Origin of the sequence: Marinobacter sp. SBS5 (assembly GCF_048285575.1) — a bacterium.
GTDB lineage: Bacteria > Pseudomonadota > Gammaproteobacteria > Pseudomonadales > Oleiphilaceae > Marinobacter.
This window is the reverse complement of record NZ_JBLWAZ010000005.1, coordinates 15,708-35,314: the sequence shown is the minus strand read 5'-3', so window position 1 is coordinate 35,314 and position 19,607 is coordinate 15,708. Positions and strand designations below refer to the sequence as shown.

16 protein-coding genes are annotated in these 19,607 nt (G+C 54.6%); 6 read left to right on the top strand and 10 right to left on the bottom strand.

The genetic code is table 11. The features are described 5' to 3' along the window. Positions 1-5: 5 nt before the first annotated feature. The 8 genes from ACNQ6O_RS14145 to ACNQ6O_RS14110 form a co-directional block, all read right to left on the bottom strand. Positions 6-1,448 (bottom strand): AAA family ATPase, encoded by a 1,443-nt coding sequence (locus tag ACNQ6O_RS14145; RefSeq protein WP_418053874.1) that lies wholly within the window; start codon positions 1,446-1,448, stop codon positions 6-8. 40 nt (positions 1,449-1,488) lie between these two features. Continuing rightward, positions 1,489-2,565, bottom strand: a complete 1,077-nt coding sequence (gene aroB, locus ACNQ6O_RS14140) for a 3-dehydroquinate synthase (RefSeq protein ID WP_418053880.1) — start codon at positions 2,563-2,565, stop codon at positions 1,489-1,491. Continuing rightward, a complete protein-coding gene (gene aroK, locus ACNQ6O_RS14135; RefSeq protein WP_418053873.1) occupies positions 2,546-3,136 on the bottom strand; it encodes a shikimate kinase AroK in 591 nt (196 codons plus the stop codon). The genes aroB and aroK overlap by 20 nt, the downstream gene beginning before the upstream one ends. A gap of 126 nt (positions 3,137-3,262) precedes the next feature. Beyond that, positions 3,263-5,371 (bottom strand): type IV pilus secretin PilQ, encoded by a 2,109-nt coding sequence (gene pilQ / locus ACNQ6O_RS14130; RefSeq protein ID WP_418053879.1) that lies wholly within the window; start codon positions 5,369-5,371, stop codon positions 3,263-3,265. Further along, positions 5,371-5,928: a pilus assembly protein PilP gene (locus tag ACNQ6O_RS14125; RefSeq protein ID WP_418053872.1), complete on the bottom strand. Its 558-nt coding sequence runs from the start codon at positions 5,926-5,928 to the stop codon at positions 5,371-5,373. Before ACNQ6O_RS14125 ends, pilQ begins: the two co-directional genes overlap by 1 nt. 2 nt (positions 5,929-5,930) lie before the next feature. Then, entirely contained in the window at positions 5,931-6,542 is a 612-nt protein-coding gene (locus ACNQ6O_RS14120; protein ID WP_418053871.1) for a type 4a pilus biogenesis protein PilO, read from the bottom strand. Further along, a complete protein-coding gene (locus tag ACNQ6O_RS14115; protein ID WP_418053870.1) occupies positions 6,542-7,105 on the bottom strand; it encodes a PilN domain-containing protein in 564 nt (187 codons plus the stop codon). The genes ACNQ6O_RS14120 and ACNQ6O_RS14115 overlap by 1 nt, the downstream gene beginning before the upstream one ends. Continuing rightward, on the bottom strand, positions 7,105-8,169 hold the full coding sequence (locus ACNQ6O_RS14110) for a pilus assembly protein PilM (protein WP_418053869.1): 1,065 nt from the start codon (positions 8,167-8,169) through the stop codon (positions 7,105-7,107). Before ACNQ6O_RS14110 ends, ACNQ6O_RS14115 begins: the two co-directional genes overlap by 1 nt. 268 nt (positions 8,170-8,437) lie before the next feature. On the opposite strand from ACNQ6O_RS14110, the gene ACNQ6O_RS14105 reads away from it, so the two are divergent. After that, positions 8,438-10,939, top strand: a complete 2,502-nt coding sequence (locus ACNQ6O_RS14105) for a penicillin-binding protein 1A (protein WP_418053868.1) — start codon at positions 8,438-8,440, stop codon at positions 10,937-10,939. Positions 10,940-11,029: 90 nt separating this feature from the next. Here the strand turns inward: ACNQ6O_RS14105 and ACNQ6O_RS14100 are convergent, their stop codons facing one another. Next, positions 11,030-12,295 (bottom strand): malic enzyme-like NAD(P)-binding protein, encoded by a 1,266-nt coding sequence (locus tag ACNQ6O_RS14100; RefSeq protein ID WP_418053867.1) that lies wholly within the window; start codon positions 12,293-12,295, stop codon positions 11,030-11,032. A gap of 214 nt (positions 12,296-12,509) precedes the next feature. Beyond that, positions 12,510-12,731: a 50S ribosomal protein L31 gene (rpmE, locus tag ACNQ6O_RS14095; RefSeq protein ID WP_114335865.1), complete on the bottom strand. Its 222-nt coding sequence runs from the start codon at positions 12,729-12,731 to the stop codon at positions 12,510-12,512. 234 nt (positions 12,732-12,965) lie between these two features. On the opposite strand from rpmE, the gene ACNQ6O_RS14090 reads away from it, so the two are divergent. The 5 genes from ACNQ6O_RS14090 to hslU all read left to right on the top strand — a co-directional run bounded on the left by ACNQ6O_RS14090 (position 12,966) and on the right by hslU (position 19,544). Further along, positions 12,966-15,137 (top strand): primosomal protein N', encoded by a 2,172-nt coding sequence (locus ACNQ6O_RS14090; protein ID WP_418053866.1) that lies wholly within the window; start codon positions 12,966-12,968, stop codon positions 15,135-15,137. 127 nt (positions 15,138-15,264) lie between these two features. Beyond that, on the top strand, positions 15,265-16,950 hold the full coding sequence (gene argS, locus ACNQ6O_RS14085; protein ID WP_418053865.1) for an arginine--tRNA ligase: 1,686 nt from the start codon (positions 15,265-15,267) through the stop codon (positions 16,948-16,950). A gap of 7 nt (positions 16,951-16,957) precedes the next feature. Next, complete coding sequence (locus ACNQ6O_RS14080) at positions 16,958-17,611, top strand: SPOR domain-containing protein (protein ID WP_418053864.1); 654 nt, start codon at positions 16,958-16,960, stop codon at positions 17,609-17,611. A 62-nt stretch (positions 17,612-17,673) separates the two neighbouring features. Next, positions 17,674-18,204: an ATP-dependent protease subunit HslV gene (hslV, locus tag ACNQ6O_RS14075; protein ID WP_114335860.1), complete on the top strand. Its 531-nt coding sequence runs from the start codon at positions 17,674-17,676 to the stop codon at positions 18,202-18,204. An 11-nt stretch (positions 18,205-18,215) separates the two neighbouring features. Then, positions 18,216-19,544 (top strand): ATP-dependent protease ATPase subunit HslU, encoded by a 1,329-nt coding sequence (gene hslU, locus ACNQ6O_RS14070; RefSeq protein ID WP_418053863.1) that lies wholly within the window; start codon positions 18,216-18,218, stop codon positions 19,542-19,544. The last annotated feature ends 63 nt before the right edge of the window (positions 19,545-19,607 follow it).

Sequence of the window (19,607 nt, the reverse complement as noted above, 5' to 3'; positions counted from 1 at the left end):
TCGATTCAGAAGCTTTCGTATGTGCGAATCCAAGGTCTATCGACTTTTAATGCCTCAGGAAGGGTCGCAGCGGCAGATTCCGCTTCGTTCCGGGTCGCGTAGCTTCCATACACCAACATAAACCACGGCTGCCCATCACGTTCGCCTACGGTATAGCGCAACCTTTTATCTTCCGGCAACCGGCCAAGCACATTAAGAACGGTTTGTTCCAAACGCCCGGCCACCAACTGGAGGGTCCAGCCCTGGCTTTGTTGCAAGCGCTCCAAAGCCACAAAACGCTCCGGTAAAACAGGGGTAAATGTGGGCTCTGGCTCTGGCTCTGGCTCTTCAACAGTTTTCGCGGGTTCCTGCGGAACATCCCGCACAACCGACGGCTCAGTTTCTGGCGCTTGAGGCGCCTCACCCACTGCGGTCACGCGCTCTGCCGGGACGGCTAATGCCGCATCGTGCTCGGCAATCACAGCACCTTCATTTTCTTCTATCGCAGACTCCGGCCCTATCGTAATGCTTTTACGCACCCGTTCCGGCGCAACCGATTGATCCGGAAGGTTTTCTACAGCCTGATCATACTGCAGAGATACCAGCCACCACGAAATACCAAGCAACAACACAGCAAGTGCCGGCCAGCGCAAACTTTGGATAGACGGGAAATTAAACCGGGACACCCCATGAGAGCCAGCCACCATGTCGAGCCAGACGCCCGGCGTTACCCGTTTTAAACGACCCAAACTGCCCTGGCTTAGGGCATGTATCTGCTTTAAACGGCAGGAAGACAGCAACTCATCCACCGAACCACCCGTTTTATTAACGCGGGGTTCTAAATAGGCAAAAACATCGTCTTTATCCAACGGAGGCAGCGCGAGATGATGCACGTATCCAGCATCAGGCTCAGATGAAAGAACCCGCTCGACGGCTTCACTACCGGCAAATACGGGTACGGCGGCGGCCGTGCGGTCAGCCGCGACGAATGCGGACAGAATAAGATTCAGAACATCCGGAGGACATCGGTCGGCATCATCTACCAAAAGAACCTGCCGCCGGCCACGTTCAACACGACTCTCAGACCATGAAAAATAACGATAAACCGCCTCTCGTGGCTCGAAGTCTTCAGGAATAGCCGAGCGCGTTAAGCTTTTCAGTTCTCGCGCCAGCGCGGCGGCACTTGTCAGGGCAGCTACCGGAACATGGTGAAAGTCCAGTCTTGCCGACTCACTTCGCACCAATTCGGTCAGCACTCGCGTTTTCCCTGCCCCGGGCGCGCCCGTAACAACCAACGCCATATCACCAAAACCACTGAGATGACGCAGAGTCTCCAAAGCATGCTGCCGCATCGCCCCTGGAAAGAATGGCGAGTCCATCTCAAGCGGGTTCTCGCTCAAACCATAGCGCTGCTGCAGACGCGGGAACAACCCACCGCCATCAAGACTGCTTAAAGTGTCCTGAGCCACACCTCATCCCTGTATTATTGTTTTCTGGGTAGACAACCGGTTAACGGATAAACGCCTGCAAGGTCGCACGCAAATTCGCTGGCTTATAGTCTGCGGTAACCCAAGCATCACCCAGCTCACGCAGGAGCACCAAACGAATCTGGCCATCGACATTTTTCTTATCCACAGCCATCAATCTCATGAAATCTTCTTCGGTCATGCCCTCTGGAGCCCTTTCAGGAAGGCCCGCGCGACGAATTAATCTATTCGTACGGTCTTTATCAGAGGGTGAGATATGCCCCTCTCGAACAGACAGATCCGCCGCCATCATCATGCCGGTTCCAACCGCTTCACCATGCAACCAGTTGCCATAACCCGCAAAGGTTTCGATCGCGTGGCCAAAGGTATGACCGAGGTTAAGAATGGCCCGCAATCCACCTTCTTTTTCGTCCAGAGAAACCACTTCCGCCTTGCACTCGCAGGAGCGGTAAATCGCTTCACCCAGAGCCACGGTATCCAAGGCACGCAGGGCGTCAACATGATCTTCCAGCCAACCAAGGAATTGCGGGGTTCGAATTAAACCGTATTTGATCACTTCTGCCAGCCCCGCAGACACTTCTCTGGCCGGAAGGGTTTCGAGCGTGTCGGTATCAATAAGAACGGCTTGAGGCTGATGGAAGGCTCCGACCATGTTTTTGCCCAAAGGATGGTTAATACCGGTTTTACCACCGACCGATGAATCCACTTGCGACAATAGCGTGGTCGGTATCTGAATGAACGGCACACCACGCTGGTAACAAGCAGCAGCAAAACCTGCCATGTCTCCAACCACACCGCCACCTAAAGCCGCGATTGTGGTATGACGGGTGTGGCGATTTTCCAGCAAACCATCGAAGATGAGATTCAGCGTCTGCCAGTTCTTGTGTTCTTCGCCATCTGGCAGTGTCACCACATCAATCTGTTTACCAGGAAAACAGGCCTTCGCTTTTTCCAGATATAAAGGCGCGACTGTCTCATTGGTGACAATCATCACCTGACTGCCACTCACCCAGGGCGTGAGATCGTAAGAGCCCAACAACCCCGACCCAATCACGATGGGGTAACTGCGCTCACCAAGATCAACTTTGAGTTCTTTCAGTACCTTGTACATGCTGACGACCTTCCTTCCGCCTTTGCCTTCTATGCCTTGGGGTTTTGGGACTGATTCTGTTCACCAATTGCCGAACCACAAGCCGCGGGCTCTTTCGGTCGGTGTACATCACTATATCGGCTAACTGAGTATACAAAGGGTCCCGGATCGCAAACAGCTTTCGTAATACCCCTTCGGGATCATCATTTTGTAGAAGGGGGCGATTGCGATCTTTTCTTGTTCTCTCAACCTGCTGTTCAATCGAGGTTTTCAGGTAGACAACCACTGCGTTCTTACGCAATAAAGGGTGGTTTTCCGCGCGCATCACGGCACCACCGCCTGTCGCCAAAACCACTTCAGATTCGACTGTCATCTCGTCAAGCATTGCGGTTTCTCTTTGCCGAAAGCCACCTTCACCTTCGACATCAAAAATCCACGGGATATTTGCCCCACACCGCTCCTCGATGACTCGGTCTGAATCCATAAAACGATAACCGAGCTCTCTGGCAAGCAAACGGCCGATAGTGCTTTTTCCGGCCCCCATGGGCCCAACCAGAACAACGCGTTTGGGCAAAGACATAACTTTCCGCTCAACAATTTTTCAGGCGGATGAGAATAGCACAGGGCGCGCCAATCCATAACCTCGCCAGGCCTCGGACACAAAAAAGCCGCCGGTATTAGCGGCGGCTTTCAAACTCAGACCCTGTTACTGGATCAGGTCGCTCTTGATGATCTTCGGTGTGATGAAGATCAACAGTTCACTGCGCTCGTCAACATGCTCGGTGCGCTTGAACAACCGACCTAGGTAAGGAATGTCACCCAAGAACGGCGTTTTGGTCGTTTGGGTTGCAACTTCTGACTGGAAGATACCGCCCAGAACTACCGTTTCACCGTTCGCTACCAGAACCTGCGTAGTGACTTCATTGGTATTGATTGACGGGATGCCTGCGGTCACTTCACCGCGAGAGTCTTGGTTCACCACCAGGTCCATAATGATCTTGTCATCCGGGGTAATCTGCGGAGTTACCTCCAAAGAAAGAACTGCTTCTTTGAATGAGACAGAGGTAGCACCACTGGACGAAGCCTCCTGATAAGGAATTTCTTCACCGGACTTGATCGAAGCGCTTTGGCGGTCAGCCGTCACAACGCGCGGCTGCGAAACAACTTCAGCACGCCCGTCGCTTTCCAGTGCAGAAAGCTCCAAATCCACCAAGAAGTCATCGCTACCCCAGCCAATGGCAAAGGAAGACGCCCCCTCTCCAGTCACGCCTAGATCCACACCCAGAGCTCCCGGGAACGAAATGGTATTGCTTCCACCACTCGCGGCATCACGCGCTTCGCTGAGAGTTCCCAGCGAGCCACCCACAGTCACAACGTCGTTGCCACTCACATCATAGGCTGCACCACCCCAACGAACCCCCAAATCTTCGGCTACGTTGGTCTGTGCACGAACAATACGGGCTTCGATAGACACCTGACGCACCGGAACGTCCCAAGTGCTGACCAAGCGGCGAATCTCTTCGAGCTTATCCGTGCTTTCGCGAACCGTGATGGTGTTGGTGCGCTTGTCCGAAGACACAAAGCCGCGAGATGAAATCAACTCGGCGTCAGCCTGGATCAAGCTAACAATTTCGTCGGCCTTCGCGTAGTTCACCTGAATAATATCCAGTCGAACCGGAGCTAGCTCAGCAATCTGTTTGTTCGTTTCCAGCTCAAGCTTCTCACGAGCCGCAATTTCTTCCGCCGGCGCTACCAGCAACACGTTACCAATCTGGCGCTTATCCAAACCTTTGGTCTTCAAGATCAGATCCAGCGCCTGATCCCATGGTACGTTCTGCAAGCGAAGTGTGATGCTTCCGCCCACAGTGTCACTCGCCACCAGGTTCAGGCCGGTGAAGTCAGCAATCAGCTGCAATACCGAGCGAACTTCGATGTCCTGGAAGTTGAGAGACAACTTCTCACCGGTATACGGGAACTTCTCTTCGCGACGCGTTTCCGCTTCTTCTTGAGATATTTCCTCAACGCTTACGGTGAATTCGCGGCCAGACTGATAAGCGATGTAGTCGTAATCCCCTTCCGGACGAATTTCTACAACGGCATTGCCGTCTTCCACAAAGGTGTCGATGCGAGTGACAGGTGTTGCAAAGTCCGTCACATCCAGACGACGTCGAAGATTAACCGGCACATCCAGATCCGGCATCGTCAGACGGATGCGTCCACCCAGCTCAGTCAAGTTAACCGCTGAAGAACTGCTGCCCAAGTCAACAATCACCCGCCCTTCGCCGGCTTTCCCTCTTCGGAAATCGATGCCCGCCAACGCATTTCCACCCGTCTGAGCAGAAACAGTCGTTTGTGACGCAGTGGATGTCGCAGCGACCGACGAAGCGGCACCACCGATCGTCATCACCAGCGAATTGTTATTTCTCACCGTCTCGTGCGGAACCAATTCAACCAGATTGAAGATCAAACGGGTGCGATCTTTGGTTTCCACAACGGTCACGCTCTGAGCATTACCAGAGCCAAGTGGAATGCTGCGCTTATTAATTGCGCTCGTTGTATCTTTCAGGTCAACGGTAATCCGCGCCGGCCGCTCAATGGTGTAACCCGTCGGCTCCGGCGGAGTTCCATCAAACTCCATGGTCACTTCCAAGCGTTCACCCGGCAGCGACGAAAACGATACGTCTTGCAGCGTGACCGCGCTGGCCAGGCTGCTCCATAACCCCACGGCAATAATACCTACGGAGACATTAAGTTTTTTGAACATCGCTAGCCTCGACCCTAAACCTGTTTGTTCTTGCATATTTCTTGTATTCATCATCCTGCCGCTCCTGAGCCCTCATCCAAAGACAAGGAGCGGGGGCGTTCAACCCATCCACCCCGGCCATTCGGAACGATTTCAATCAGTTCGATGCGCGTTTCACTGACACCTACGATACGGCCATAGTTTTGCCCCATGTAGTTCCCAACCCGCACTCGATGAATGCCTGATGCGCCATCCCGCACCAAGGCATAAAGGCTTCCGCCAGAGCCTTCCAAGGTTCCCACCATAGTCAGCGATTTCAGATCAAAGTTCTCGAGCACCTCTCTCGGGCGATCAAGATCCGGCTCGACATCGGTGATAGGTTTTTCGTCCACCATGGTGAGCTGAACATCAACGGGCGGCTCAAACGGTGCCCTGCGATCGGCCGCCGAATAACTGAAGGCCTCATAGGCCTTGAATTCTGGCAAGGGCTCAACGTGCCCCCGGGGTTTCGCCCGGGTATCCGCCATAAACTTGTCCAAATCCGAGAAGCCATTTCCCTGGGAACAAGCCGTCAACAACGACGCCAGACACACACCCAGCCAGGCTTTTCCTGCATGCTTCTTTGCCATGCTTACTCTCCAGCCCGGTAACGGTAGGTACGGGCTACAACTTGCATATCAAGTCGCTCGCCATTTCCACCGATTGGTTTAATCGTCAAATCGTGCAGCGTAACAATTCGCGGCAGACTTGCCACACTGCTCACGAACGAAGCCAGCTCGTGATATGAACCTGAAACCCGCACATTAATAGGAAGTTCAGAGTAGAAGTCTCTCCGGCGTTCTGGCTGTAATTTCACTTCCTGCAAACTCAGACCATTACCTAGCGCTGTATTGGTAATATCTTCCAACAAGCCCGGCACCTCGGTTTCACTTGGCAACTGGCGGACCAGAGCTCCAAAGGTTTCTTCCATTTCGACCATTTGAGCTTTGAACACTTCCAGGTTGGCCACCCGATAGGCCTTCCGCTCATACTGCTGCTTTAACTCTTGCTCTTTTTGCGCCACTCGATCCAGCTGCACGTACTGGTCTTTAATAAAAAACCAATATCCGCCGCCCAGAATCAAGCCAAACACCAAGAGGAACACAATTGCCTTGATCGGTGCAGGCCAAATACCTGCATTATTGACATCCAGATCGTTGATATCGAATTCGTTAAGACTTTTCAGTGAGTCCGCGAGGCTCATTATTTATCCTCCCCTTCGGGCTCTGGCGTTTTCTGCTGAACCGATAGATTGAACTGACTGTAGCCAGCACGACGATTATCTGCGGCAGCAACGTTGCTGAGGTTTGGTCCCGTAAACCACTCGGAATCGTCATACTGACGCATCAGATTGGAAATCCGACTGTTAGATTCTGCCATCCCGACGATATCCAGACGTTCACCCGTCTTCTTAAGATCGGTGAAGAACACCCCATCCGGAAGCGTCCGAACCAACTCGTCAAACACCCGAACAATCACCGGACGCTTGCCTTGCAGATCTTGAATAACCTTCATCCGGGCGAGTAGCTCATCGCGCTGACGCTTAAGGTTTTCAATTTCTTTAATCTGCTTATCAAGCTGCTTCGCTGCTGTCTCAATGTAGGCATTGCGGGACTGCTGGTAAGCGATTCGGTTATCCGTATCTGTTTTCCACAAAAACACCAAGCCGGCCGCAATAATCACGGCGCCCAACATCATCACCACAAACTGCTTCTGCTTCTCCGCGCGCAGTTCTTCGCGCCAGGGTCTGAGGTTAATTTTTGCCATCAGTCGAAACTCCTCATCGCCAGACCACAGGCAATCATCAACGATGGAGCGTCATTGCTCAGCGAGGATGCATTCACCCGGGACCCCACAGCCATATCGGCGAACGGGTTAGCAACCAACGTAGGCGTCCCTGTTTTCTCTTCGACCATTTCGGTAAGGCCCTGAATCGAAGCTGTACCACCCGCCAAAACCACGTAATCCACAGCGTTGTACTGGCTTGCGCCGAAGAAAAATTGCAGCGCTCGTGCCACCTGCTGGACAACCGCTTCCCGGAACGGGTTTAGCACTTCGGCCTCATAATCATCCGGCAGGCCACCTTGTTTTTTGGCCAGCCCCGCTTCTTCTGTCGACAAGCCGTACCGACGCTGAATTTCCTCAGTAAGCTGTTTACCACCAAAGATCTGCTCCCGGGTGTAAACCGTCTTACCTTCGGCCAGAACACTGAGGGTGGTCATGGTTGCACCGATGTCTACGATGGCCACGACCAACTCTTCGCCCTGAGAATCCAGCTGCGGCTCGATCAGCTCGTAGGCCCGCTCAAGGGCGTAGGCTTCAACATCGACAACCTTTGCGTTCAAGCCTGCGATTTCGAGAGCGTCTTCCCGAACGTCGACGTTTTCTTTCCGACAAGCAGCAAGAAGCACATCGACCTGATCCGGATTGCTTTCGGAAGGCCCTTGTACTTCGAAATCGATTGCTACTTCATCAAGGGGATATGGAATGTATTGATCCGCTTCCAAAGCAATCTGGTCTTCCATCTCAAATTCATTGAGGCCGGAATCCATTTGAATCACTTTGGTGATGACCGCCGAACCGGAGACTGCAACAGCCACCTGTTTGACACTAGTGCGGGACTTAGACGCAACACGCTTGAGCACTTCGCCCACCGCCTCTACGTCTGTAATGTTTTTCTCGACAACTGCGTTGGCCGGAAGGGGCTCAACAGCGTAGCTTTCGACCCTGTAACGGTCGCCCTGCTTTGACAGTTCGAGGAGTTTTGCTGAACTGGAGCTGACATCAACCCCAAGAACAGAACTGGATTTTTTTCCTATCAATCCGAACACGCGCTCACCCTATACCTGGTTGAATACACCCGGCGTTGGAGCCCCCCGGCCTCTTGCCTGTTAGCGACAGAAGTTCCGAGATCGCTCTCTTAGTTTTAAGCAGTTTCCCTGCTTTTATCTGTTTTATATGTAAGAGAATTTCTTATTCATTCCGTCTACAATGCAATCTCTCGAATCTACGGGAGACGTTGCACGCCGGAAGGCCGCCAAACCTTCCTAAAGCAATTTCTCAAATAATAGACCTATATCTAACAGATGTCAGAAAAAAATGTCTCATTTGATGCGTACATCTCGTGTTTTTGCCTGGATCATTCTTACCGGCCTGAGTGTCGCCGTCATAATGTCTGCAAGCCTGTATCTTTATTTGCGACCAAGCCTGCCTCCTGTCGAACAACTGCTCGACGTCAAACTGCAAACGCCTCTGCGGGTGTACAGCAATGACAACAAATTAATAGCAGAATTCGGCGAAAAGAGAAGGACGCCGGTCACAATCGAACAGATCCCTACACTTCAGTTACAAGCCTTTCTGGCCGCGGAAGACTCCCGTTTTTACGAGCACTTCGGAGTAGACATCAAAGGCCTGACACGGGCTGCGATCGAACTGGTCTCCACCGGATCGATTCAATCCGGGGGCAGCACCATCACCATGCAGGTTGCAAAAAATTACTTTTTGTCACGCGACCGGACCTTCATCCGCAAGTTCAGCGAGATACTTCTGGCCATTCAAATTGAGCGAGAACTGAGCAAAGAGAAGATTTTTGAGCTGTATTTGAACAAGATTTATTTAGGCAATCGTGCCTACGGCATTTCCGCCGCCGCTCAAGTGTATTACGACAAACCTGTTAACGAACTATCACTCGCACAGATGGCGATGCTGGCCGGCCTTCCCAAAGCCCCCTCAGCCTATAACCCGATCGCCGACCCGGAACGCGCCCTTGTGCGCCGCAATTGGATACTCGGTCGCATGGAGAGCCTGGGTTTCATTACCAGCGACGCTCGTGAACTGGCCGCCGGAGCACCCATCACCGCCAGCTACAACGCTCGAGACACAGACGTCGATGCCGACTTCGTCGCAGAGATGGCACGATCCGAAATGGTCCGCAGATTCGGCGACACCGCGTATACAGATGGTTATAGCGTCACCCTGACCGTCAACGGTCTGAAACAGCAAACCGCAACCGATTCATTAAGAGCGGGCCTCGAAAATTACGACCGCCGCCACGGTTTCCGGGGTGCCATCGCACAAATTGACATCGATGGCATGACACTCGCCGAACTCTCGGGAGAGCTTGCCAACTACTCTAGCGTGGAGAGCTTGATCCCGGCCATCGTGACTGCAATCGATGACAAGAACGGCGTCGTTGAGACTCATACCCGTGCCCTCGGCCCCACCAAAATCGCATTTGACACCATGAAGTGGGCACGCCGGCACCGCACGGAAAGCCTTACCGGCCCGGAACCGAAAAAGCCGTCTGACGTCGTCAGCGTTGGCGATGTCATTTATGTAAAAGCTCTCAACTCCGAAAAGCCCTCCGAAGACGCAACGGCTGTCACGCAAAGCGTTGCCCTGGCTCAAGTACCGAATGTAGAAGGCGCGCTCATCTCTCTGAACGCCAAGACCGGCGCCATTGAAGCACTCACCGGCGGCTACAGCTTCGGACAAAGCAAATACAACCGGGCGACACAGGCAAAGCGCCAACCAGGCTCCACGTTTAAGCCCTTCTTGTACCTGGCCGCCCTCGAGAATGGTCGCTCCCCAGCCACCATTTATAACGATGCGCCAATCGTGCTTGATAACTCCGATCTTGAAGGCACTTGGCGCCCCCAAAATGCATCCGGCCAATTCTACGGACCAACAACCTTGCGCAAAGGCCTGTACCGCTCGCGCAACCTGGTGTCGATTCGACTACTGCGCGATCTGGGCATTCGCACTACGCTGGACTATCTCGAGCAACTTAAACTCCCTACCGACAACATGCCGGCAAACTTGTCACTGTCGCTAGGAAGCGGCCTGCTTACGCCCATGGATCTGGCTCGCGGCTTTGCGGTCATTGCCAATGGCGGCTATGACGTACAACCCTATTTGATCGAAAGTATTCGCGAATCCAACGGCACGGTGATTTATGAAGCACCGGAAACGATTCTGTGCGACCACAATTGCGACCAACTTGAAGAGCAGCACAGCAATGCTCTCGAAATCACAGAATCCAATGACGCCCTGCCGGAAACTGCCGGCATCACCCTTCCGGCCTCACGAAATCCTGAAAGCCCCAGAATCATGCGCAAACTGGCAGATACCCGCTCGGTTTACATCATGCACTCGATCATGCAAGACGTGATCCGAAAAGGCACAGGCCGCCGCGCCAACGCCATGGGCCGCAGCGACTTAGCAGGAAAAACCGGCACCACGAATGAGCAGAAAGACACTTGGTTCGCCGGTTACAACCACAGCGTAGCCACTACGGTTTATGTTGGCTTTGATCAACCGGCACCGCTGGGGCGTGGAGAGTACGGCGCCAGCACCGCGTTACCGATTTGGATCGACTACATGAAAGTTGCTTTGGCCGACACCCCGCCTTCGCTAATGCCTCGGCCCAACGGCCTAGCCAACATTCGCATCAACCCGGAAACTGGCGCACGCGCACACCCAGATGAAGAAGGCGTTTTCGAGCTATTCAAAGAAGAGAATGTTCCGGCTCCGCTAACCGCTGATGAGCTTGGCAGCCCTTCAGGCGGCGCCCCGGAAAGCTTTTCCCGGCAGATTTTCTAAGCCGGGAACGCCAAGACAAGACAAGCAACCATAAAAAAACCGGCGGGATCACCGCCGGTTTTTTATGCATGAAGCTGAACTACATCGGAGTTAGATGATGTCGTCCATAGACTTCAGCGGGTAGTGCGCAGGATAAGGTTGCCCTGCCACACCAGAATCTACAGCAGCGCGAGCTACCGCAGCAGGCACAACTTCCAGCAAGCGAACATCCATCGGCTTCGGAATGATGTAGTCCTTACCGAATTCCAGGCTATCTACGCCGTAGGCTTCACAGATCTCCTGAGGAACAGACTCTTTCGCCAGCTCACGAATAGCGTTGACCGCCGCTACTTTCATTTCTTCATTGATGCAGGTCGCGCGAACGTCCAGAGCACCACGGAAGATGAACGGGAAGCCCAACACGTTGTTCACCTGGTTCGGGTAGTCCGAACGACCAGTGGCCATGATCAAGTCATCACGGGTGGACATAGCCAGCTCGTGATTGATTTCCGGATCCGGGTTAGAGCAAGCAAACACGATCGGGTTCGCAGCCATCTTCTTCAGCTGTTCAGCTGTCAGAAGATCAGGACCGGACAGACCCAAGAATACGTCTGCGCCATCGATAGCATCATCCAGTGTGCGCTTGTCTGTTTCGTTCGCAAACATCGCTTTGTACTGGTTCAGATCATCACGACCAGAGTGGATCACACCCTTACGGTCGAGCATGTAGATGTTTTCAGAGCGAGCACCACAGCTGATCAGCAGCTTCGTGCAGGCAATGGCTGCTGCGCCAGCACCTAAGCAAACAATCTTCGCGTCTTCAATGTTTTTGCCCTGCAGCTCAAGAGCATTGATCATGCCGGCCGCAGTTACGATCGCCGTACCATGCTGGTCATCGTGGAAGATGGGCACGTTGCACTTTTCAATCAGCGCGCGCTCAATTTCAAAGCACTCAGGCGCCTTGATGTCTTCCAGGTTGATGCCACCAAAGGTGTCCGCGATGCGCTCAACAGTTTCAATAAACGCTTGCGGGCTTTCGGAATTAACTTCGATATCGAACACGTCAATTCCGGCAAAGCGCTTGAACAGTACGCCTTTGCCTTCCATTACCGGCTTGCTCGCCAGAGGACCGAGGTTACCCAGGCCCAGGATAGCGGTACCGTCAGAAATAACGGCGACCAAGTTACCCTTGGCTGTATATTTGTATGCGTTCTCGGGGTCCTTCGCGATCTCGCGGACCGGCTCGGCAACTCCAGGACTGTACGCCAGAGATAGATCGCGAGCTGTTTGAGTAGGCTTAGTGACTTCTACACTCAGCTTACCCGGCCGCGGTTTGGCGTGATATTCAAGGGCTGCTTCTTTCAGATCTTGAGACATTGCCACTGTTCCGTTTGTCACGTTTAAAAGTAAAAGCCGCCTGACCTCAGGTCGACGGAGCGCGACATTATGGCGCGCCCGTCCAAAAACGACAAGCTAAACCCGAATATTTTATAACCAGTCAATAGGGCATTTTGCTTATGCCATACATTGCTGGCCAAATTTCAAGCACAAAAAAAGCGCCCGCAGGCGCCTTTTTACATTTCGGCTAAGCTCAGTCTTTCTTAGCACCGATACGACCACCGAAACGCTTGTTGAACTTATCGATACGACCACCGGTGTCCATAACCTTCTGCTTACCAGTGTAGAACGGGTGGCACTGGGAGCATACGTCCAACTGCAGGTCGTGACCAACAGTAGAGCGGGTCTTGATCACGTTACCGCAAGAACAGGTAGCAGTGATGTCTTCGTACTTAGGATGAATACCTTCTTTCATGGCGAACCTCTTTCGGGCATGCCGCTACCTGATCACCGCCGGATAAACCGCTTATTGGGGTCAGGCACCGCAATTTTGAATCAATTGAAAGACCGCGCACTACCACGCCCGGCCAGAAACAGACCGCGAATCTTACTGGCAAAGCTGGCCACAGGCAAGTATCTTCCGCAGTGTCTATTGCATCAAAACCATCAGCCGGCGCTACATCACCGATTTTCAGGATACGCAGATACCGTGACACAGCCCAAAACCGCACGCATCGCCTTGAACCGCCCTTTGCGCCGGCTGTTCGATTACCAGATTCCCGACCAACTGCGACTAACCCCCGGCCAGCGCGTCAAGGTGCCGTTTGGCCGCCAGACACTGACCGGACTCGTGGTTGAAACCGGCGTACAACCTCCGGAAGGCATCACCCTAAAACCCATACAGACGGCACTCGAGCCGTGGGCAGCGCTACCGGACAACACCTTTCGCTTACTCGCGTGGGCCAGCGACTATTACCAACACCCGCTTGGCGAATGCCTGTTTACCGCCCTCCCCCCGGCACTTCGGCGCGGCAGGCCCGCGGAGCTAAAGCCAGACGAGCACTGGCAGACCGCCACAGACCAAGCCGCACTACCTGCAAATGCCCACCGGCTGGTCGCGCTATTTAATACCATTAAAACCTCGCCCGGCATCACCTCCAGCGCACTGGTGCAGTCCGGGTACAGCCGAGCTCAGATTCGCTCTCTAGAGCAAAAAGAACTGCTTCAGCAAAACGCCGCCAAAAACGTGCAGCCAGAGGCGCCAGAGGCCGCGCTACCAGCCCCCATTCTTTCTGAAGCCCAACAGAAGGCCGCCGAAAAGTTACCAGCTAACACCAAGGCGTTTTCAGCAAGTTTGTTGTTTGGCATCACCGGTAGCGGAAAAACCGAGCTTTACCTGCACTATCTAAAAACGCGGTTGCAGCACGACGAACAAGCGCTGGTACTGGTACCCGAGATCAACCTGACACCACAAACCGTCGCCCGATTCCGCCGCTACTTCGGCAACCGTATTCAGGTTTGGCACTCCGCCCTTAACGACAGCGAACGCCTGAGCACTTGGCTAAAAATTCGCAACGGCGAACCGATCATCCTTATTGGCACCCGATCGGCCGTACTGCTTCCTTTTACCAACCTTCGCACCATCATCGTGGATGAAGAGCACGACAACTCATACAAACAGGGCGAAGGCTTTCGCTACTCCGGCCGCGACGTGGCTGTGTACCGCGCTCACCTGAATCAATGCCCGGTCATTCTCGGTTCTGCAACGCCTTCATTGGAGTCCTGGCACAACGCCAGCCAAGGCAAATACAACCTTGCCCGCCTGGAACAAAGGGCCGGCAACGCCAAGCCACCCGAACTCACTCTCTTGGATATTCGCAGCCGCCCGCTGGAAGCCGGACTGGCCCGCCCTGCACTGACGGCTATAAAGGAAACACTGGATAGAGGTGAACAGGCGCTAGTATTCGTGAATCGCCGAGGCTTCGCCCCCATCATGATGTGCTTTGACTGCGGCCACATGGAAGAATGCCCTCGCTGCGACACGCGTTTGACCTACCACCGGCGCGACCGAGCCATGCGTTGCCACCACTGCGACTACCAAACGGCCGCAAGCCACACCTGCCCAAAATGCAAAAGCGAAAACTTCAAGCCTGTAGGCCAAGGCACCGAACGCACCGAAGAAACGCTGGCTGAACAATTCCCCGACACCCCCATCGTTCGGGTAGATAGAGACAGCACACAGCGCAAAGGCAGCATTCAAGCCATACTAAAACAGGTAAACAGTGGCGAGCCCTGCATTCTGGTGGGCACTCAAATGCTCGCCAAGGGCCACGACTTCCCTAACGTAACCTTAGTCACCGTGGTCAACGCCGACGGTGGCTTATTCAGCGTAGACTTCCGCGCCCCAGAGCAAATGATTCAGACCCTGCTGCAAGTCAGCGGCCGCGCTGGCCGCGGCGAAAAACCCGGGAAAGTGCTCATCCAGACCTGCCACAGCGACCACCCGCTGCTGAACGCCCTATGCCAGGGCAATTACCCAGCCATCGCAGACCAGCTTCTGGCCGAGCGGGAATCCGGGCTACTCCCTCCCTTCCGCGCCATGGCCATACTGCGCGCAGAAGCCGACTCCATGCAAAACAGCCTACAACTTCTGGACTCGCTGAAACCCATGGCCAGCATACCCGGCATTGAAGTTTGGGGCCCACTTCCCGCCGTCATCGCGCGAAAAGCCGATCGCCACCGAGCACAGCTCATACTGGTAAGCGATCACCGCAAACAGCTCAACCGATTACTCACCTACCTGTGCCAGCACTTGGACGAAGCCAAGTTACCCAGCCACACAAAATGGATGGTGGATGTGGACCCGCAGGAAACGGGCTGATGAGGACTAGGTGATCCCCGTATGCTTTTTGCTTACACTCCAACTTTCCGCGATAATACGCCTCTTCTATTTTCAACGGGCGCCCTGCCCTGACACCCACTCTTCTGAAAACCGAGTCATCTGACGCATGAAAGAGACCGTATCCGAGCTTCTCCAGTCTGCACTGGCCACCCTTCAATCCGAAGGCACTTTGCCGGCTGATCAAACCTTCACTCCTCAGGTTGGCAACACCAAGGACAAATCCCACGGGGATTACGCCTGTAACATCGCATTGGTGGCTTCCAAAGCTGCTGGCTGCCCCCCGCGCAAACTGGCCGAGGATTTAATCGCCGCGCTGCCTGAAAGTGATGCGGTTTCAAAGGTGGAGATTGCCGGGCCCGGGTTTATCAACTTTTTCATGAGCACCGCCAGCGCGTTCGGCATCGTGAACACGATTCTGGATGAGGCGGAACAGTTTGGCCGTAACAGCAACGGCAAGGGCGAGAAAGTTCAGGTGGAGTTTGTTTCGGCCAACCCCACCGGCCCGCTGCACGTGGGTCATGGCCGTGGCGCCGCGATCGGCGACTGCTTGTGCCGCCTGCTGGAAGCCAACGGGTACGATGTTACCCGTGAGTTCTACTACAACGACGCCGGTGCCCAGATCAATAATCTGGCCCTGTCGGTTCAGTCCCGGGTTAAAGGCCTGACGCCAGAGCACGAAAGCTGGCCGGAAGACGGTTACCGGGGCGATTACATTGTTGATGTGGCCAATGCCTACCTGGCCGGTGAGACCGTGGTCGCGGACGACCGTGAAGTCACCGCTAAGGCCGACCCGGATGACCAAGCCGCCATTCGCGAGTTTGCCGTTGCCTATCTGCGCCGGGAACAGGATCTCGACCTGAAAGCCTTCGGCGTTCAGTTTGATGTGTATTTCCTTGAATCATCTTTGTACGAAGACGGCAAGGTAGAAGCCACCGTTGAGCGCTTGAAGGCTAATGGCTACACCTACGAGCACGAAGGCGCCATGTGGCTGAAAACCACCGAGTTTGGCGACGATAAAGACCGCGTGATGCGCAAGAAAGACGGTGGCTACACCTACTTCCTGCCAGACGTCGCCTATCACCTGGACAAGTGGCAGCGCGGCTTCACCACCGTGATCAACGAGCAAGGTGCTGACCACCACTCCACCGTCACGCGGGTGCGGGCTGGCTTGCAGGCGTTGAAAGCAGACATCCCTCAGGGCTGGCCTGACTATGTTCTGCATCAGATGGTCATGGTCACCCGCTCCGGGCAGGAAGTGAAAATTTCCAAACGTGCGGGTAGCTACGTGACCGTGCGTGACTTGATCGACGAAGTGGGCCGCGATGCCACTCGCTTCTTCCTGGCCGCGCGCCGCGTTGATTCCCAGTTGACCTTCGATATCGATCTGGCCCGCTCCCAGACCAATGAAAACCCAGTGTATTACATCCAATATGCCCACGCTCGGATCTGCAGCGTATTGCGCAAGCTGGAAGCCGAAGGCGTTCAGCGTGGCCGCACAGAATGCATCGGCGACCTGAGCCTGCTGACGCTGGACGAAGAAAAGGAACTGGCAAACCAGTTGGCGAAGTACCCGGAATTGATTGCCAATTCCGCGGCTCAGCGCGAACCGCATCACCTGACTCACTATTTGCGTGACTTGGCAGGCCAGTTCCATACCTACTACAACGCGCACAAGGTGCTGATCGAAGACACCGCCCTTCGTGATGCTCGAGTGAGCTTGTACCTAGCCGTGCGCCAAGTCATCGAGAACGGCTTAGGCCTGCTGGGCGTAAGCGCCCCAGAGGAGATGTAAGCAGCTCATGGCCAGAGATTATGCCAAGAAAGACCGCCCTTCCGGCAAAGGTGCTGCCGCGCCCCGAAAGCGAACGGCCCAGCCAAGCAACAAGGCTAAGGCTAAGCCAAAGCCGAAACGCAGTGCACCTTCGCACTCCCAACAGGGCGGTTTGTCTGTGAAGTGGATTCTATCTCTGGCCGCTGTCGGCGGCTTTATTGGCTTCATTGTGTACTTGAACACTCTGCCTGCGGGACAGGAGGTTCGACAGCCAACACCCTCGCAGGCCCAACAAACACAACCCAAAGCCACCAAGAGTCAGCCCCCGGCGCAAACGGCCCGCAAGGAGCGTGATTTCCGCTTCTACGAAATGCTACCCGAATCCGAAGTGGTTCCGCCGAAGGTCGATGAGTACACACCTGGGCCCGCCAAACAGGCCTACGACTACGTGGTACAGTCCGGCTCCTTCCGTAGCAAGCAAGATGCCGAACGTCAGCGTGCTCAAATCGCCTTCCAAGGGCTGCGCGCTCACGTCCAGCACGTGGTTCAGGACAACGGCAGCGAGTGGTACCGCGTGAATGTTGGCCCCTTCACCTCACGGAGCCAGATGAACTCCGCTGTCGATAAGCTGGTCGGCATTAATATCCAACCTCTGGTTCGAAAGATTCCCAAAAAAGGTTGAATTCAACTCAACCGCCTCCATAACGTCTGAATACCAATCTTCATCAGGCAACTGGAGCCAAAATGACTACGATTGTTTCCGTCCGTCGTGACGACGAAGTCGCCATGGGAGGTGATGGCCAGGTTTCACTGGGCAACACCGTCATGAAAGGCAACGCCCGCAAGGTTCGCCGGCTGTATAACGGCCAGGTCATTGCAGGGTTCGCCGGCGGCACTGCCGACGCATTTACCCTCTTCGAACGCTTCGAGGCCCAGCTTGAAAAGCATCAGGGTAACCTAACCCGAGCCGCCGTAGAGCTTGCCAAAGACTGGCGCTCCGACCGCGCCCTGAGAAAGCTCGAGGCCTTACTGGCCGTAGCCGACAAGACCGCCTCACTAATCATTACCGGTAATGGCGATGTGATCGAGCCAGAACAAGGCCTGATTGCCATCGGTTCCGGCGGGCCCTTCGCCCAAGCGTCGGCTAGAGCCCTGCTGGAAAACACCGACCTGAGTGCACACGAAATCGCCGAGAAGGCTCTGGAGATTGCTGGCGACATCTGCATCTACACCAACCAGAACCGCACTCTGGAAGTGCTGCCCATCAAAGACTGACCGGAGCGACCATGTCTGCAATGACTCCCCGTGAAATCGTTCACGAACTGAACAAACACATCGTGGGCCAGCAAGAGGCCAAGCGCGCCGTAGCCATCGCCTTGCGTAATCGTTGGCGCCGGATGCAGCTAGACAGCAGCCTGCGCGATGAAATTACCCCGAAAAACATTCTGATGATCGGCCCCACCGGTGTGGGTAAAACCGAAATCGCACGGCGCTTGGCCAAACTGGCCGATGCCCCCTTCCTGAAGGTAGAAGCCACCAAGTTTACCGAGGTGGGTTATGTCGGCCGAGATGTGGAATCCATCATCCGTGATCTGGCGGATATGGCCGTTAAAATGCTCCGTGAGAAGGAAATGAAGCGCCACGAGAATCAGGCCCTGGATGCAGCAGAAGACCGCATTCTGGACGCTCTGTTGCCGCCTGCGCGCGACTTTAACGAAGACAGTGCCCGCAACAACGATTCCGCCAGCCGCCAGATGTTCCGCAAAAAACTTCGGGAAGGCGAACTCGACGACAAAGAGATCGACATTGACCTGCGAAGCAGTGGGCCTGGCGTAGAGATCATGGCGCCGCCTGGCATGGAAGAGATGACCAACCAGCTGCAAAGCATGTTCTCGAGCATGGCTTCTGATAAGCGCAAAACTCGCAAGATGAAAGTGGCTGATGCCATGAAGCGCGTGAAGGAAGAAGAAGCGGCCAAGCTGGTGAACGAAGAAGAAATCAAACAGAAGGCTCTGGTGGCTGTTGAGCAGAACGGCATCGTATTCTTGGACGAAATCGATAAGGTTGCCAAGCGCTCAGAAAACACCTCGTCGGACGTGTCCCGAGAAGGCGTTCAGCGTGACCTGTTGCCGCTGATTGAAGGCAGCACCGTCAGCACCAAATACGGCGCGGTTCGGACCGATCACATTCTGTTCATCGCTTCAGGCGCTTTCCACCTGTCCAAGCCGTCGGATTTGATTCCCGAGCTGCAGGGCCGTCTACCCATCCGCGTAGAACTGCAAGCGCTGACGCCGGATGATTTCAAGCGGATTCTGACCGAGCCGGATGCCTCTCTGGTGCAGCAGTACGAAGCACTGATGGGCACAGAAGGCGTGAAGCTGAACTTCGCGGAAGACGCCATTGCCCGCATCGCAGAGATCGCCTGTAAGGTGAACGAAACCACCGAGAACATCGGTGCTCGCCGACTACACACGGTGCTTGAACGTCTGCTGGAAAGCCTGTCGTTCGAAGCCGGTGACGAGGTGACCGATGGTTTTGAAATCACCGCTGCGTATGTCGACGAAAAACTTGGCGAACTCGCCGAAGATGAAGACCTGAGCCGGTTCATTCTGTAACCGCCCAGCGCTCAATAAAAAGCCCGGATGACGTCAATCATCCGGGCTTTTTTGTGCCTGCTT

Excerpts from the sequence above, each read along its gene's own strand:
- aroK (WP_418053873.1), bottom strand. The coding sequence starts at position 3,136 with ATGTCTTTGCCCAAACGCGTTGTTCTGGTTGGGCCCATGGGGGCCGGA.
- pilQ (WP_418053879.1), bottom strand. The coding sequence starts at position 5,371 with ATGAATACAAGAAATATGCAAGAACAAACAGGTTTAGGGTCGAGGCTA.
- ACNQ6O_RS14125 (WP_418053872.1), bottom strand. The coding sequence starts at position 5,928 with ATGGCAAAGAAGCATGCAGGAAAAGCCTGGCTGGGTGTGTGTCTGGCG.
- ACNQ6O_RS14120 (WP_418053871.1), bottom strand. The coding sequence starts at position 6,542 with ATGAGCCTCGCGGACTCACTGAAAAGTCTTAACGAATTCGATATCAAC.
- ACNQ6O_RS14115 (WP_418053870.1), bottom strand. The coding sequence starts at position 7,105 with ATGGCAAAAATTAACCTCAGACCCTGGCGCGAAGAACTGCGCGCGGAG.
- ACNQ6O_RS14105 (WP_418053868.1), top strand. The coding sequence starts at position 8,438 with ATGTCTCATTTGATGCGTACATCTCGTGTTTTTGCCTGGATCATTCTT.
- ACNQ6O_RS14100 (WP_418053867.1), bottom strand. The coding sequence starts at position 12,295 with ATGTCTCAAGATCTGAAAGAAGCAGCCCTTGAATATCACGCCAAACCG.
- rpmE (WP_114335865.1), bottom strand. The coding sequence starts at position 12,731 with ATGAAAGAAGGTATTCATCCTAAGTACGAAGACATCACTGCTACCTGT.
- argS (WP_418053865.1), top strand. The coding sequence starts at position 15,265 with ATGAAAGAGACCGTATCCGAGCTTCTCCAGTCTGCACTGGCCACCCTT.
- ACNQ6O_RS14080 (WP_418053864.1), top strand. The coding sequence starts at position 16,958 with ATGGCCAGAGATTATGCCAAGAAAGACCGCCCTTCCGGCAAAGGTGCT.
- hslV (WP_114335860.1), top strand. The coding sequence starts at position 17,674 with ATGACTACGATTGTTTCCGTCCGTCGTGACGACGAAGTCGCCATGGGA.
- hslU (WP_418053863.1), top strand. The coding sequence starts at position 18,216 with ATGTCTGCAATGACTCCCCGTGAAATCGTTCACGAACTGAACAAACAC.